This is a genomic window from Streptomyces sp. NPDC001549, from assembly GCF_042894025.1.
Taxonomy (GTDB): domain Bacteria; phylum Actinomycetota; class Actinomycetes; order Streptomycetales; family Streptomycetaceae; genus Streptomyces; species Streptomyces kutzneri.
Map to the genome: position 1 here is coordinate 21,759 of NZ_JBIAVJ010000028.1, position 14,105 is coordinate 35,863.

The window sequence follows — 14,105 nt, forward strand, 5'->3', positions numbered from 1 at the left end:
TGTCCGGGGGGTGCGGGCCGCGCCTACGATGGCCTCCATGACTGCGACACCTGAGCCCTCGACGTCCGGGCGCAAGCTCGTCCTCGCCTCCGCCTCCCCCGCCCGGCTGAACCTGCTGCGGCAGGCCGGGCTCGCGCCGCACGTGATCGTCAGCGGGTTCGACGAGGACACCCTGAACCACGACGAGCCGGCCGCCCTGGCGCTGGCCCTCGCCGAGGCGAAGGCCGCCGTCGTGGCGGGGCTGGACGAGGCCGCGGGCACCCTGGTGATCGGCTGCGACTCGGTGCTGGAGCTGGACGGCGAGGCGCTGGGCAAGCCGGCGGACGCCGAGGAGGCCACCGCGCGCTGGAAGTCGATGCGCGGACGGTCGGGCGTGCTGCGCACCGGGCACTGTGTGATCGACACGGCGGACGGCCGTCAGGTCTCGGCCACGGCGTCGACGACGGTGCGGTTCGGTGAGCCCACGGACGCGGAGGTGGCGGCGTACGTGGCGAGCGGGGAGCCCCTGCACGTGGCGGGGGCGTTCACCCTGGACGGGCTGTCGGCGCCGTTCATCGACGGCATCGACGGGGATCACGGCAACGTCATCGGCCTGTCGCTGCCGCTGCTGCGTTCCCTGCTGGGCGAACTGGACGTGTCCATCACGGACTTGTGGGCTTGAGTTCCCCGAACGGCGGCGGTGGCGGCAGTGGTGGGGTGTCCCCGCCCGCATCGCCCTCGCCGCCGCCGCTCCCGCCGGGCCGGGCGGGCCGGGCGGCGTAGGACGTCAGGGTCAGTACGAGGAGGCACAGGATCAGCATCATCGTCGCGAAGGCGGCCCAGCCGACCAGGGCGACGGAGAGGATGCCGAGCACTCCGTGGGTGACGGCGCCGCTGACGAGCACGACGCGGCCGAAGCGGCCCGGGGAGCGGTCGCGCAGCGCGGTGACGGCGGCGAGCACGGCGCACAGGACGAGGAAGGCGCCCATGCCCGCCCCCATGGCGTAAGTCGCCTTGGACATGACATCCGGATCGCTGCCCGCGATCGACATCGACTGGTTCGCCGTGGTCCGGCCCAGCACGATGTGGACGAGGACGAGCACCGCCGCTTCCACGACGAGCACGATCGCGGCCAGTCCGGCCACGAGTCTTCGCAGCACGATGCCCCCACCTCCCACGCGTCACAAGCCCGTTCGACGCCCTGGAGGCTACTAACGGGTAGCCCGGGGGGCAAGACATCCGCACACCCGGCTTGCGGACGCCTCCCGCCCCGCGGAGCACCGTACGGCGGGACTACGACGACGACTTCGGCTTCTTCTCCCGCGGCCAGACGGTGTACGACCAGGACCAGATGGTGTCGATCACCCAGATGGTCAGCCAGATCCGGCCGGCCCAGACCAGCGGTCCGCGCTGATCGTCGGGCACGCCGCCGTCCGTGATCTGCCAGACCAGCCAGCTGGAGTCCAGGGCCCACAGGATCAGCTGCCCCAGCGCGAACGCGGCCGTGTGGACGTACCAGTCCCGCCGCTCCTTGCGGGCGTGGGCCTTCGGCCCGGGGACGGTCTCCGCCGACGGCTGCCGCGCCGCTTCCCGCTCGCTCATGTCCATGTCCGTGTCCGTGTCGCTGCCCATGTCGATGCCGATGTCCTTTCTGTCCTCTCCCACGCCGCCGGTCGGCGGCTCGGGCTTCTTCCTCTCCTCCGCCAGGCCCAGGGTGCGGACCGCGTACGGCACCACGAGCGCCCCCACGACCGAGGTGGCCGCGGCCGCCCCGCAGGCGGCCGCCCAGCCTGCCTCCTCGTAGAGCAGGCCCATCACCAGTGGGCCGACCACCACACCGGCCAGGCGGGCGCTCTCGTACAGGCCCATGGCCCGGCCGATCCGCCCCCCGGAGGCGGCGGCCACGGTCGCCTGCTCCACCGGGATCTGCGCGGCGAAACAGGCGGCGGCCACGGTCCACAAGACGGCGATGGCCGGTGGCGTGGAGAGCACCGCGAGCCCCGCGGCGAACAGGGCGCTCGCCGCGAACGAGGCGACCATGGCCGGCGTACGGCCCAGCCGGTCGGTGAGGTGGTGCGCGTGCGCCGGCAGCAGGACGAACACCACGAAGCCGGGGGTGAAGACCAGCGCGATCTCGTTCGGGGAGAGCCCCAGGTCCGCCTGCATCCGGAGCAGCAGGAGCATCCACAGCCCCGCCTCGGCGGCGGCCGTCACCGCGGACACCACCATCAGCGGCAGCAGCCGGCGCTCCGCCGCACCCCACCGCTCCCCGCGCCCGGTCGCGGCGCGGGCCCGCTCCTGGCGGGGCCCGCGCAGCAGCGAGGCCATGGCCATCGCGCAGGCGGCGCTGCCCAGCCAGAACAGCAGCGGATAGCCGCCGCGTTCCAGCAGGGAGAACGCCACCAGGTAGCCGACGAAGGCGCCCTGACCCTCCGCCGACAGCAACGTGCCGTACGCCGAGGTGCCGTCACCGTTCTGCGCCCGCTGCCCGGTCCAGGCCCGCAGCGCGACCCAGAACAGGGCGCCCCCGGCGCCGCCCAGGCCCGCCGTGACGAAGGCCACCACCAGCGAGTCGGCGAGCGCGTAGCCCGCGAACGACAGGGCGTACAGACCCGCACCTGCCGCGGCCACCCGCCGCTGGTCGAAGCGGTCGGCCAGTTCCCCGGCCAGTGGGCGCACGATCAGCGACAGCACCGCCTCGAAGGCGATCAGCGCGCCGACCGCGGAGGCCCCGGCGCCCAGCGTCGACCCCGCCCACAGCGGCAGCAGGAAATCGAGGACCTCCGCCGGGGCGCTCGCGAACAGCGCCGCCGACAGGACCCGGCGCCCGGCCGGATCCGTGGACGCCTCCGTCCCGGCGCTCACGCTTCGGCAGCCGGTGAGCAGCACCCGGCCTCCGCTGCGTCGGACCGGGTGGGAACGGGCTCCCGGAAGGAGTCCTCTAACGCCATGTGCCTCGTCCTCGTCTCGCCGTCGTCTCATCGCCGTCCCGGCGTCGCCGTTCGCGCGCCGTCCGTAAGACGCCGTCCGGCCCGCCCGGGTTGTCAACTCGCCGGTATCGCCGCCGCCGCGCGGTCGGGGGCCCCGGTGTCGTCCATCCGTAGGACACGCCCGGCGCGCTGCCGCCCGCCCGGGCCCGTGCGGGCCACATCGCTGTGGGTACGGTGTTGTCCCTGTTCGCCCTGCGGGACGACCGGGCTACCAATCAGTAAACAAGGGGACAACTCCTCTCACGACCGCAAAGAAACTGTGGGCCGTTCGTAGGGACTCGACAAAGAATCACCCGGGGCCGCTGACCGGGGGGACAGAGACCTTGGATACACGACGGGGTTACTGTGCAGTCGGGGATCCCCCTGACCTGGGGCGCCACAAGGGTTCCCCGGCGGTTCGGCCCTCGCATCACACTCTGTGTGGGCAAGGTCACCACCGGGGAAGGGTCGAAAGGCCGTGTGGGCTGTCCCTAAACTCAGCTTGTTTCAAGGAGGGAGCCATCGTGCGCAAGGTGCTCATCGCCAACCGTGGCGAAATCGCTGTCCGCGTTGCTCGGGCCTGCCGGGACGCCGGGATCGGGAGCGTAGCCGTCTACGCCGATCCGGACCGGGACGCTCTGCACGTCCGCGCGGCCGACGAAGCTTTCGCGTTGGGCGGTGACACCCCGGCCGCCAGCTACCTGGACATCTCCAAGGTCCTCCAGGCCGCAGCCGACTCCGGTGCGGACGCCATCCATCCCGGATACGGCTTCCTCTCCGAGAACGCCGACTTCGCCCAGGCCGTGATCGACGCCGGCCTGACCTGGATCGGCCCGCCGCCGCAGGCCATCCGTGACCTCGGCGACAAGGTGGCCGCCCGTCACATCGCCCAGCGCGCCGGGGCTCCGCTGGTCGCCGGTACGCCGGACCCGGTCTCCGGATCCGACGAGGTCGTCGCCTTCGCCAAGGAGCACGGCCTGCCGATCGCCATCAAGGCGGCCTTCGGTGGTGGCGGTCGCGGTCTGAAGGTCGCCCGCACCCTCGAAGAGGTACCGGAGCTCTACGACTCCGCCGTCCGTGAGGCCGTCGCCGCCTTCGGCCGCGGCGAGTGCTTCGTCGAGCGCTACCTCGACAAGCCCCGCCACGTCGAGACCCAGTGCCTGGCCGACTCGCACGGCAACGTCGTCGTCGTGTCGACCCGTGACTGCTCGCTCCAGCGCCGCCACCAGAAGCTCGTGGAGGAGGCCCCGGCGCCGTTCCTGACCGAGGCTCAGAACGCGGAGCTGTACGCCGCTTCCAAGGCCATCCTGAAGGAAGCCGGCTACGTCGGCGCCGGCACCGTCGAGTTCCTCGTCTCCGCCGACGGCCTGATCTCCTTCCTGGAGGTCAACACCCGCCTCCAGGTGGAGCACCCGGTCACCGAAGAGGTCTCCGGCATCGACCTGGTCCGTGAGATGTTCCGCATCGCCGACGGCGAGGAGCTCGGCTACGGCGACCCGGTCCTGCGCGGTCACTCCATCGAGTTCCGCATCAACGGCGAGGACCCGGGCCGCGGCTTCCTCCCGGCGCCCGGCACGGTGACGAAGTTCGCCGCTCCGTCGGGCCCGGGCGTCCGCCTCGACGCGGGCGTCGAGTCCGGCTCCGTGATCGGCCCGGCCTGGGACTCGCTCCTGGCCAAGCTGATCGTCACCGGTGCCACCCGCGAGCAGGCCCTGCAGCGCGCCGCCCGCGCGCTCGCCGAGTTCGAGATCGAGGGCATGGCCACGGCCATCCCCTTCCACCGTGCGGTCGTCGCCGACCCGGCGTTCGCCCCCACGGACGGCAGCCCCTTCACCGTCTTCACCCGGTGGATCGAGACCGAGTTCGTCAACGAGATCCCGGCGTTCACGGCTCCGGCCCCGGAGGACACCGAGGACGAGCCGGGCCGCGAGACGGTGGTCGTCGAGGTCGGCGGCAAGCGCCTGGAGGTCTCGCTCCCGTCGTCCCTGGGCATGACCCTGGCCCGCACGGCCGCCGCCGGTGGCGCGAAGCCGAAGCGCCGCGCGGCCAAGAAGTCCGGCCCGGCCGCCTCCGGCGACACGCTCGCCTCCCCGATGCAGGGCACGATCGTCAAGGTCGCGGTCGAGGAGGGCCAGCAGGTCAACGAGGGCGACCTGGTCGTCGTACTCGAAGCCATGAAGATGGAGCAGCCGCTGAACGCGCACCGCTCCGGCACCGTCGTCGGCCTCAGCGCCGAGGTCGGCGCGTCCGTCACCTCGGGTGCCACGATCTGCGAGATCAAGGACTGACGTCCTTCGACGGGGTTCCCGGGGCTTCCCGCCCCGGGGGCCCCGTTTCGCATGTGCGGCGCCGTTCCGGGGGCGCTGCCTCCGCGCCTCAAACGCCGGCGGGGGGGGTCCTAACGCCCCCCCCGCGGGTGTGGGGCGGCGGTCGTGGGGGCGCGCCCCCCCCCCCCCGCCCCCCCGGCCAAGCGGGGGCCCCGCCCGGGGGCCCCGTTTTGGCTGGGGGGGCGCGGTCGGGGGGGCGGCCCCCCCGCCCCAAACCCGGCGGGGGGGCGGAACCCCCAGCCCCGCCGGCTTTTGCGCCGCGGAGGTCTGGGGGCAGCGCCCCCGGCACACGGCCCGCCGGGACTAGCGGCGGCGCATGTCCGCCACGCGCGCCCGCTCCGCCTGCGGCTCCAGCATCCCGCCGGCCGCACTCCGCAGCTGCCCCGTCGGCCCGCCCCGCCGCTGCACCGGCAACGGCGACTCGCGGCGCGGCCGCCGCCCCTGCATCCCGTCCACACCGCCGGAGGCCACGGCCCCGCCGGCCACGGTGATCTGCACGCCCTGGTCCGCCAGCGCCTGCAGCTCCGCACCCGCCCGGTCGTCGTGCGGTGGCGGCTCGTCCGTCACCAGCCGCGTCATCACATCGGTGGGCACGGTCTGGAACATGGTGTCGGTACCGAGCTTCGTGTGGTCGGCCAGCACCACCACCTCCGCCGCCGCCTGCACCAGCGCCCGGTCCACGCTGGCGGACAGCATGTTGGACGTGGACAGCCCGCGCTCGGCGGTCAGACCGCTGCCCGACAGGAAGGCCCGGGAGACCCGAAGCCCCTGGAGGGACTGCTCGGCTCCGCTGCCCACGAGGGCGTAGTTGGACCCGCGCAGGGTGCCGCCGGTCATGACCACCTCCACCCGGTTCGCGTGGGCCAGGGCCTGGGCGACGAGCAGCGAGTTGGTGACGACGGTCAGTCCGGGCACGCGGGCGAGCCGACGGGCCAGCTCCTGGGTCGTGGTGCCCGCGCCGACGACGACGGCCTCGCCCTCTTCGACGAGGGAGGCCGCGACATCGGCAATGGCGGTCTTCTCCGCCGTCGCGAGATGGGACTTTTGCGGAAAGCCGGACTCCCGCGTGAAACCGCCCGGCAAGACCGCACCGCCGTGTCGGCGGTCGAGGAGTCCTTCTGCCTCCAGTGCCCGCACGTCCCGCCGTACGGTCACTTCGGAGGTCTGGACGACGCGGGCGAGCTCCCGGAGCGATACCGCTCCGTTGGCCCGCACCATTTCGAGGATCAATTGGCGACGTTCTGCAGCGAACACGAAACTGACAGTAACCCCAACGACCGTCTGCTTTCAGCTCTTTACGCCGGAATACCGAAGTTGTCCGTAAGGCGGGGCGACTAGTGGTATACGCAGCCCGAGAGTTGCGTGAACTTCTTGCCACGAATCCGCGCCCCGCCCCAAACCCCTTACGGCATGCGGCGGTTAGCCGGGATCAGGCCTCCCCGGCGGCCTTCCGCGTGTGCAGCTGGCGAGCCACCTCGGCGATCGAGCCCGAGAGCGAGGGGTACACGGTGAACGCGTTTGCGATCTGCTCGACCGTCAGGTTGTTGTCGACAGCGATCGAGATGGGGTGGATCAGCTCGCTCGCGCGCGGGGAGACGACCACGCCGCCGACGACGATGCCGGTGCCCGGGCGGCAGAACAGCTTCACGAAGCCGTCCCGGATGCCCTGCATCTTGGCCCGCGGGTTGCGCAGCAGCGGGAGCTTCACCATGCGGGCGTCGATCTTGCCGGCGTCCACGTCCGCCTGGGTGTAGCCGACGGTGGCGATCTCGGGGTCGGTGAAGACGTTCGAGGAGACCGTCTTGAGGTTCAGCGGGGCCACCGCGTCACCGAGGAAGTGGTACATCGCGATGCGGCCCTGCATCGCCGCGACCGACGCGAGCGCGAAGACGCCCGTGACGTCACCGGCGGCGTACACGCCGGGCGCGGAGGTCCGCGAGACCTTGTCGGTCCAGATGTGCCCGGAGTCCTTGAGTCGGACCCCGGACTCCTCCAGGTTCATGTTCTTGGTGTTGGGGATCGCGCCGACCGCCATCAGGCAGTGCGTACCGGTCAGCACGCGGCCGTCGGAGAGGGTGACCTCGACCCGGTCGCCCACCCGCTTGGCGGATTCGGCGCGCGAGCGCCCCACGACGTTCATGCCGCGGCGCCGGAAGACGTCCTCCAGCACGGCGGCGGCGTCCGGGTCCTCGCCGGGCAGCACGCGGTCGCGGGAGGACACGAGGGTCACCCGGGAACCGAGGGCCTGGTACGCCCCGGCGAACTCGGCGCCGGTCACACCGGAGCCGACCACGATGAGCTCCTCGGGGAGCTCGTCGAGGTCGTAGACCTGGGTCCAGTTCAGGATCCGCTCGCCGTCGGGCATGGCGTCGGGGATCTCGCGGGGGGTGCCGCCGGTCGCGATCAGGACGGCGTCCGCCGTCAGGATCGTCTCGGACCCGTCGGCGGCGGTGACGATGACGTCCCGGGTGCCGTCGATGCCCTGCGGCCCGCCGAGCTTGCCGCGGCCGCGCACCACGCGGGCGCCGGCCCGGGTGACGGAGGCGGTGATGTCGTGCGACTGGGCGAGCGCGAGGCGCTTGACGCGCCGGTTCACCTTGCCGAGGTCCACGCCGACGACGCGCGCGGCCTGCTCGATGTGCGGGGTGTCGTCCGCGACGACGATGCCGAGCTCCTCGTACGAGGAGTCGAAGGTCGTCATCACCTCGGCGGTCGCGATCAGAGTCTTGGAAGGTACGCAGTCGGTCAGGACCGAGGCCCCGCCCAGACCGTCGCAGTCGACGACGGTCACCTCCGCGCCGAGCTGGGCCCCCACCAGGGCTGCCTCATACCCGCCGGGTCCGCCGCCGATGATCACGATCCGGGTCACGAAAAGTCCGCCTCACGTCTACCCGGCCGGCTGCCGCCCCGGCCGGTGTTCCGGGGGGTCTCCCCGGGGGATGCATTCCGTGCCCCATTGTCCCGCACGCTTCAAGGTGCTTCGCGCCCGGTCCCGCCATCCGGGCACGCGTGCACGGGCACCCCTCCCGTACTCTCGACCACATGTCGCTCTACGCCGCGTACGCCGGCAACCTCGACCCGCGGCTGATGACGCGCCGCGCTCCGCATTCGCCGCTGCGCGGCACGGGCTGGATCAACGACTGGCGGCTGACCTTCGGCGGCGAGCAGATGGGCTGGGAGGGCGCTCTCGCCACGATCGTCGAAGCCCCGCGCCACCAGGTCTTCGTCGCGCTGTACGACATCGCGCCGCTGGACGAGGACTCGATGGACCGCTGGGAGGGTGTCGGACTCGACATCTACCGCCGGATGCGGGTGCGCGTGCACACGCTGGACGGCGAGGAGGCGGCCTGGGTGTACGTCCTGAACGGCTACGAGGGCGGCCTGCCCTCGGCGCGCTACCTCGGCGAGATCGCGGATGCCGCCGAGTCCGCGGGCGCCCCCCACGACTACGTGATGGAAATCCGCAAGCGCCCCTGCTGACCCCCCTGCGGGGCCGCTCGGCATTCCAGCCCCGCCACGGCGCGGGACCCGGGCCTCCGCCCGCTGTTCCGGCCCAGCCCGCGCCTGAGGCACGGTGCCCGGGGCAGAGGCCCCGCTGTTCCAGCCCCGCCGGCGCTTGAGGCGCGGGGTTCGGGGCGGCGCCCCCACCCCAGCCCCGCCAGGGGGCACCTCCCAGCGGTAGCTGGGGGAGATCGAGGCGCGGGGTCCGGGGCGGAGCCCCGATCTTTCGGCCCCGCCGACGCCGCGGCGCGAAGCCCCCGGCACCCCGGCGGCAGCGCCACCGCACGGCCCCCGCCACCCCTCCGGGGACGTTTCGGCGGAAACGACAAGGCAACGATCCGAACACCGTGAGCTGTGCCATCTACGCGCGTAGGCCCGAAGGAGTTACGCTCGTCCGCGTGAACGCATCTGTTACCGACCCCTTCGCCGCCGCCGACGCCGCAGCCGCCCGCCTGCGTGAGCTGACCGGCGTGGACACCCACGATGTCGCCCTCGTCATGGGCTCCGGATGGGCCCCCGCCGCAGAGGCGCTCGGCGCCCCCGAGGCCGAGTTCCTCGTCACCGAGCTGCCCGGCTTCCCGCCCGCCGCCGTCGAGGGCCACGGCGGCAAGATCCGCTCGTACAAGATCGGCGACAAGCGCGCCCTGGTCTTCCTCGGCCGGACCCACTACTACGAGGGCCGCGGCGTCGCCGCCGTCGCCCACGGCGTGCGCACCGCCGTCGCCGCCGGCTGCAAGACCGTCGTGCTGACCAACGGCTGCGGCGGTCTGCGCGAGGGCATGAAGCCCGGCCAGCCCGTCCTGATCAGCGACCACCTCAACCTGACGGCCACCTCGCCGATCGTCGGCGCGAACTTCGTCGACCTCACCGACCTGTACTCGCCGCGCCTGCGCGCGATGTGCAAGGAGATCGACGCGAGCCTCGAAGAGGGCGTCTACGTCCAGTTCCCCGGCCCGCACTACGAGACCCCGGCCGAGATCAACATGATCCGCGTCATGGGTGCCGACCTGGTCGGCATGTCCACCGTCCTGGAGGCCATCGCCGCCCGTGAGGCCGGCGCCGAGGTGCTCGGCATCTCCCTGGTCACCAACCTGGCGGCGGGCCTGTCCGGCGAGCCGCTGAACCACGAAGAGGTCCTCCAGGCCGGCCGCGACTCGGCCGCCCGCATGGGCACGCTGCTGACGCAGGTCCTCGCCCGCATCTGATCGACGTACGAGAGCTAAGGCGGAAGCAGTGCAGGAACAGGCACAGGCACAGGACGACCTGATCATCCGGGCGCAGGCCTGGCTGGCCGAGGACCCGGACCCGGAGACGGCCGCGGAACTGGCCGCGCTCATCGAGGCGGGCGACACCGCGGAGCTCGCGGACCGTTTCTCGGGCACCCTGCAGTTCGGCACCGCCGGACTGCGCGGTGAGATCGGCGCCGGTCCGATGCGGATGAACCGCGGCGTGGTCATCCGGGCCGCGGCGGGCCTCGCGGCCTACCTGAAGGCCCAGGGCCACGACGGCGGCCTGGTCGTCGTCGGCTACGACGCCCGCTTCAAGTCGGCGGACTTCGCCCGCGACACCGCGGCCGTCATGACCGGCGCCGGGCTGCGCGCGGCCCTCCTGCCCCGCCCACTGCCGACGCCCGTCCTCGCGTACGCGATAAGGCACCTCGGCGCCGTCGCCGGCGTCGAGGTGACCGCGAGCCACAACCCTCCCCGGGACAACGGCTACAAGGTCTACCTCGGCGACGGCTCGCAGATCGTCTCCCCGGCCGACACCGAGATCGCGGCGCAGATCGCGGCGGTCGAGAAGCTGGCCGACGTACCGCGCCCCGAGGCGGGCTGGCAGGAGCTCGGCGACGAGGTCCTGGAGGCCTACCTGGCGCGCACGGACGCCGTCCTGACCCCCGGCTCGCCCCGGGGTGTGCGGACCGTCTACACGGCCATGCACGGCGTCGGCAAGGACGTCGTCATGGCGGCCTTCGCCCGGCACGGCTTCCCCGAGCCGGTGCTCGTCGCCGAGCAGGCCGAGCCCGACCCGGCCTTCCCGACCGTGGCGTTCCCGAACCCGGAGGAGCCGGGCGCGATGGACCTGGCCTTCGCGAAGGCCGCCGGGGTCCAGCCCGACATCGTGATCGCCAACGACCCGGACGCGGACCGCTGCGCCGTGGCCGTGCCCACCGTGGACGGCTGGCGGATGCTGCGCGGCGACGAGGTCGGCGCGCTGCTGGCGGCCCACCTGGTCCACAAGGGCGCTCGCGGCGTCTTCGCCGAGTCCATCGTCTCCTCCAGCCTCCTGGGCCGGATCGCGGAGGCGGCGGGCGTCGGCTACGAGGAGACCCTCACCGGCTTCAAGTGGATCGCCCGCGTCGAGGGCCTGCGCTACGGCTACGAGGAGGCGCTCGGCTACTGCGTGGACCCCGAGGGCGTCCGCGACAAGGACGGCGTCACCGCCGCCCTGCTCGTGGCGGAGCTGGCCTCGGTGCTCAAGGAGCAGGGCCGCACCCTGACCGACCTGCTGGACGACCTGGCGATGGCCCACGGCCTGCACGCCACGGACCAGCTGTCGGTGCGCGTCTCGGACCTGTCGATCATCGCCGACGCGATGGCGGCGCTGCGCGCGCAGCCGCCGGTCTCGCTGGCGGGTCTGCGGGTGGTCTCGGCGGAGGACCTGTCCAAGGGCACGGAGACCCTCCCGCCCACGGACGGCCTGCGCTACTACCTGGACGGCACGTACAAGGCCCGGGTCATCGCCCGCCCGTCGGGTACCGAGCCCAAGCTGAAGTGCTACCTGGAGGTCGTGGTCCCGGTGGCCGAGGCCTCCGACCTGGCGGCGGCCCGCGCCCGCGGCCAGGAGGTCCTGGACGCGATCAAGAAGGACCTCTCGGCGGCCATGGGCATCTGAGGCCCCCTACGCCTGACCCCGTCCGGTCAGGGCCGACGGCCCCCCGAGCTCCTGCTCGGGGGGCCGTCGCCGTACCCGGGCGAAAGCTCCGCCGGCGTTCGGGGCGCCGCCGGATGAACCCGGCGGGGCATCGCTCGTCATGTCGACGCTCCTTGCAGTCAACGGTCGCTCCGCTCCAGCAGCATCACCGCATACACCGGCGAGTCGGCGAAGGGCTGGTTCTCGCCGACCTTCCGGTAGCCCCACCCTCGTACATGGCCTGCGATCAGGGCCGCTTCGTGTCCACGGTCAAGACTGCGGATGCCTCGCCGCGGCCTTCGAGGAGCGAATCGTGCAGGCGCGGACCGAGGCCGGTCTTGCGCCATTTCGGGTGCACCATCAGCTCGGAGACGTGGAAGGTGGCAGGGTCGGCGGGCTGGGTGTCGAGGTGCCCTTGCCACCACTGGCGGCTTCGGCGGCAGGGCCCCGTAGGAGAACCCGACCGGCACATCTCCCTCCCGCGCGATCGCCAGGTGAAGCCGGGATTGCCGCCCCAGTGGTCCACGGGCCACGGAAAGCGTTGGACGAGCTCCTCGTTCATGCAGTCCGCATAGGCGTCGGCGTGGACGTCCAGGAGGGTTTGCCGTATCGAGCAGATCATCGTGGGTGTAGTGGAGCAGCTCAGGCTGACTGGTCACCGGGAGGCTCCTGCGGGCCACAGCACGCGTACGGGGACACCACTGCGCTCGGCGTAGGCGACCACGTCCGCCGTGCCCCCAGGTCCCCATGACGGTTCTCCGTCCCAGACGGCGAGGAGTTCGTCCGCCAGGCCCACGAGGATCTCACTGCCCGCCATGTGCGCCGCCGAGTCCGAGACCGTCATGCCCGTGTGGTGCACATCCGCGGCCTGCGCGATCAGCCGGTCGTAGACGGGGTGGTGCCAGTCGGGCAGGCTCTCGCGGTACTTGGTGGCGGGAACGACGACTTCGAGGCGTCCGCCGGCGTCCAGGACCGCGTCAGCGAACCAGGCGTCCGGCCCGTCCGCGATGCAGGAGATGCCTACCAGCTCCGCCAGGTCATGGCGGGCGACAGCTTCGGCCATCAGCACTCGGACTTCTCTTTCGACCAGCAGACTCAGTCCGCGGTGCCCGGTAATCCCTACCCGCATCCCCATCTCCATTTCTTTCGCTCTAGAGGTAGACGCCGTGAAGGCGCTCATCGAACTCACGCACGATCTTCGGTGGTGAGACGCTGGTCAGAGACCGGCGCACATCGCGGGCCCGTTCCACGATCCGCCCGGACCGGTACTGCAAGGCCGTGTCCAGGGACCGCCCAGCCAGAGCGAACGCGGCCTCAACCCGCCCACCGGCCAGATGCCCGGCCGCGATGTCGAGCACCAGGAGCGCGCGCTGTTTCGCGTGCCCGGTCGTGAGGGCTTCCACATCGCCTTCCGCCACCCAGTCCGAGATACCGAGCCAGGCCCCGCACGTCACCCGGCAGGCCGCGACCTTCGCCGGGCCGAACGCGAAAACCCACGGCCACGGCGGCAGCTCTTCCGGCAGCGTTTGCGCTCGCCCACGGGAAGCGGCGAGCGCCTTGTCCGTGCTGCGCCGGTCACCGGACGCCGCATATCCGAGAGCTTCCACCGAAGACAGCCACGCATCCGCGACTGGAGGACATTCCTCCCCGAGAGCACGCCGGGCCCGCTGGGCAAGGTTCAGGGCTTGGATCCCGTTACCGGCGTGCGCCTCGAACTGTGCCAGGCTTCCCATCTGATAGGCGGCCAGCAGCGGGTCAGCGGCCGCCTGCGCCGCCTTGATCGCCGACCCGTACCAGGCCCGCGCGGACCCGTTGTCGCCCATGTCCCAGGCCAGCCACCCGGCCAGGCTCGCCGCCTCACTGCCCACTGCTGCCAGCCGCGCCCGATCCGCTGCGCCGGCGGTACTGCTGATGGTCCGGATAAGCCGCATGTGCCCGTGCACGGCCTCCGTCAGGTCCCGCGATGGAGTCATCCCGTCCAGCCGCCGATATGCGCTGGTCGACAGCCTCAACGCGGCCGCCTGCCCGCTCCTGCTGTCCCCGTCAGGGAGCAACGAGAGGGTCGGCGCGGCAACAGCCGCGGCCGCGCCGCCCAGGAAGTTCCTGCGTTTCACATCTGATCCGTCTTCCGCCTGCACACCGCCGCCCGCACCGGCGAGCCCCAGCAGAGCCGGAGGGATCCCCAGGTGCGCAGCCACGGCGGTCAGGACATCCGTGCTGTACGCGCCCGGCCCGCGTTTTTCCAGCCGGGACACCGCAGACTGCGACAGGCGCAGCGCCTCCCCTAACTGGCCTTGCGTCATCCGCTGGTCTTTGCGGACCAGTTCGATCACGCGGCCGTAATCGCCTGCCCGGGACGCATCCCGCACCGGCGCCGACTGCAAATTCACCCGCTACCCCCACGCTACGAGCTCACACG

At 72.3% G+C, this 14,105-nt stretch carries 12 protein-coding genes; 5 read left to right on the forward strand and 7 right to left on the reverse strand.

The genetic code is table 11. From position 1 onward, the window contains the following. Positions 1-37 precede the first annotated feature (37 nt). The gene (locus ACFY04_RS34490) at positions 38-661 is read left to right on the forward strand and encodes a nucleoside triphosphate pyrophosphatase (protein ID WP_373042595.1); all 624 of its coding nucleotides are present in this window, start codon (positions 38-40) and stop codon (positions 659-661) included. On the opposite strand, the gene ACFY04_RS34495 is transcribed toward ACFY04_RS34490, so the two are convergent. Both ACFY04_RS34495 and ACFY04_RS34500 read right to left on the reverse strand, forming a co-directional pair. Further along, entirely contained in the window at positions 642-1,139 is a 498-nt protein-coding gene (locus ACFY04_RS34495; protein WP_389123095.1) for a hypothetical protein, read from the reverse strand. The two genes, ACFY04_RS34490 and ACFY04_RS34495, sit on opposite strands and share 20 nt — an antisense overlap. Positions 1,140-1,272: 133 nt before the next feature. Further along, entirely contained in the window at positions 1,273-2,844 is a 1,572-nt protein-coding gene (locus tag ACFY04_RS34500) for an MFS transporter (RefSeq protein WP_389123097.1), read from the reverse strand. 628 nt (positions 2,845-3,472) lie between these two features. Here ACFY04_RS34500 and ACFY04_RS34505 point away from each other — a divergent pair. Next, the gene (locus tag ACFY04_RS34505; protein WP_389123100.1) at positions 3,473-5,236 is read left to right on the forward strand and encodes a biotin carboxylase N-terminal domain-containing protein; all 1,764 of its coding nucleotides are present in this window, start codon (positions 3,473-3,475) and stop codon (positions 5,234-5,236) included. 342 nt (positions 5,237-5,578) lie between these two features. Here the strand turns inward: ACFY04_RS34505 and ACFY04_RS34510 are convergent, their stop codons facing one another. Together ACFY04_RS34510 and ACFY04_RS34515 are read right to left on the reverse strand one after the other, a co-directional pair. Next, a complete protein-coding gene (locus tag ACFY04_RS34510) occupies positions 5,579-6,529 on the reverse strand; it encodes a DeoR/GlpR family DNA-binding transcription regulator (RefSeq protein WP_389123102.1) in 951 nt (316 codons plus the stop codon). A 175-nt stretch (positions 6,530-6,704) separates the two neighbouring features. Next, a complete protein-coding gene (locus tag ACFY04_RS34515) occupies positions 6,705-8,144 on the reverse strand; it encodes an NAD(P)H-quinone dehydrogenase (protein WP_389123104.1) in 1,440 nt (479 codons plus the stop codon). Positions 8,145-8,317: 173 nt separating this feature from the next. Between ACFY04_RS34515 and ACFY04_RS34520 the strand changes: the two genes are divergently transcribed. The 3 genes from ACFY04_RS34520 (at position 8,318) to ACFY04_RS34530 (ending at position 11,668) form a co-directional block, all read left to right on the forward strand. Then, positions 8,318-8,755, forward strand: a complete 438-nt coding sequence (locus ACFY04_RS34520) for a gamma-glutamylcyclotransferase (protein WP_030012228.1) — start codon at positions 8,318-8,320, stop codon at positions 8,753-8,755. 419 nt (positions 8,756-9,174) lie between these two features. Then, positions 9,175-9,981 carry a purine-nucleoside phosphorylase gene (locus ACFY04_RS34525; RefSeq protein WP_030012483.1) on the forward strand — a complete coding sequence of 269 codons (807 nt, stop codon included), beginning with the start codon at positions 9,175-9,177 and terminating at the stop codon, positions 9,979-9,981. 28 nt (positions 9,982-10,009) lie between these two features. Further along, on the forward strand, positions 10,010-11,668 hold the full coding sequence (locus ACFY04_RS34530; RefSeq protein ID WP_389123107.1) for a phospho-sugar mutase: 1,659 nt from the start codon (positions 10,010-10,012) through the stop codon (positions 11,666-11,668). 265 nt (positions 11,669-11,933) lie between these two features. Here ACFY04_RS34530 and ACFY04_RS34535 read toward each other — a convergent pair whose 3' ends face one another. The 3 genes from ACFY04_RS34535 to ACFY04_RS34545 all read right to left on the reverse strand — a co-directional run bounded on the left by ACFY04_RS34535 (position 11,934) and on the right by ACFY04_RS34545 (position 14,019). Further along, positions 11,934-12,248: a hypothetical protein gene (locus ACFY04_RS34535; RefSeq protein ID WP_389123109.1), complete on the reverse strand. Its 315-nt coding sequence runs from the start codon at positions 12,246-12,248 to the stop codon at positions 11,934-11,936. A gap of 93 nt (positions 12,249-12,341) precedes the next feature. Then, positions 12,342-12,815 carry a hypothetical protein gene (locus tag ACFY04_RS34540; RefSeq protein WP_389123112.1) on the reverse strand — a complete coding sequence of 158 codons (474 nt, stop codon included), beginning with the start codon at positions 12,813-12,815 and terminating at the stop codon, positions 12,342-12,344. 22 nt (positions 12,816-12,837) lie between these two features. Continuing rightward, complete coding sequence (locus ACFY04_RS34545) at positions 12,838-14,019, reverse strand: helix-turn-helix domain-containing protein (protein WP_389123115.1); 1,182 nt, start codon at positions 14,017-14,019, stop codon at positions 12,838-12,840. Positions 14,020-14,105: the final 86 nt, after the last annotated feature.

Excerpts from the sequence above, each read along its gene's own strand:
- ACFY04_RS34520 (WP_030012228.1), top strand. The coding sequence starts at position 8,318 with ATGTCGCTCTACGCCGCGTACGCCGGCAACCTCGACCCGCGGCTGATG.
- ACFY04_RS34540 (WP_389123112.1), bottom strand. The coding sequence starts at position 12,815 with ATGCGGGTAGGGATTACCGGGCACCGCGGACTGAGTCTGCTGGTCGAA.
- ACFY04_RS34535 (WP_389123109.1), bottom strand. The coding sequence starts at position 12,248 with ATGAACGAGGAGCTCGTCCAACGCTTTCCGTGGCCCGTGGACCACTGG.
- ACFY04_RS34490 (WP_373042595.1), top strand. The coding sequence starts at position 38 with ATGACTGCGACACCTGAGCCCTCGACGTCCGGGCGCAAGCTCGTCCTC.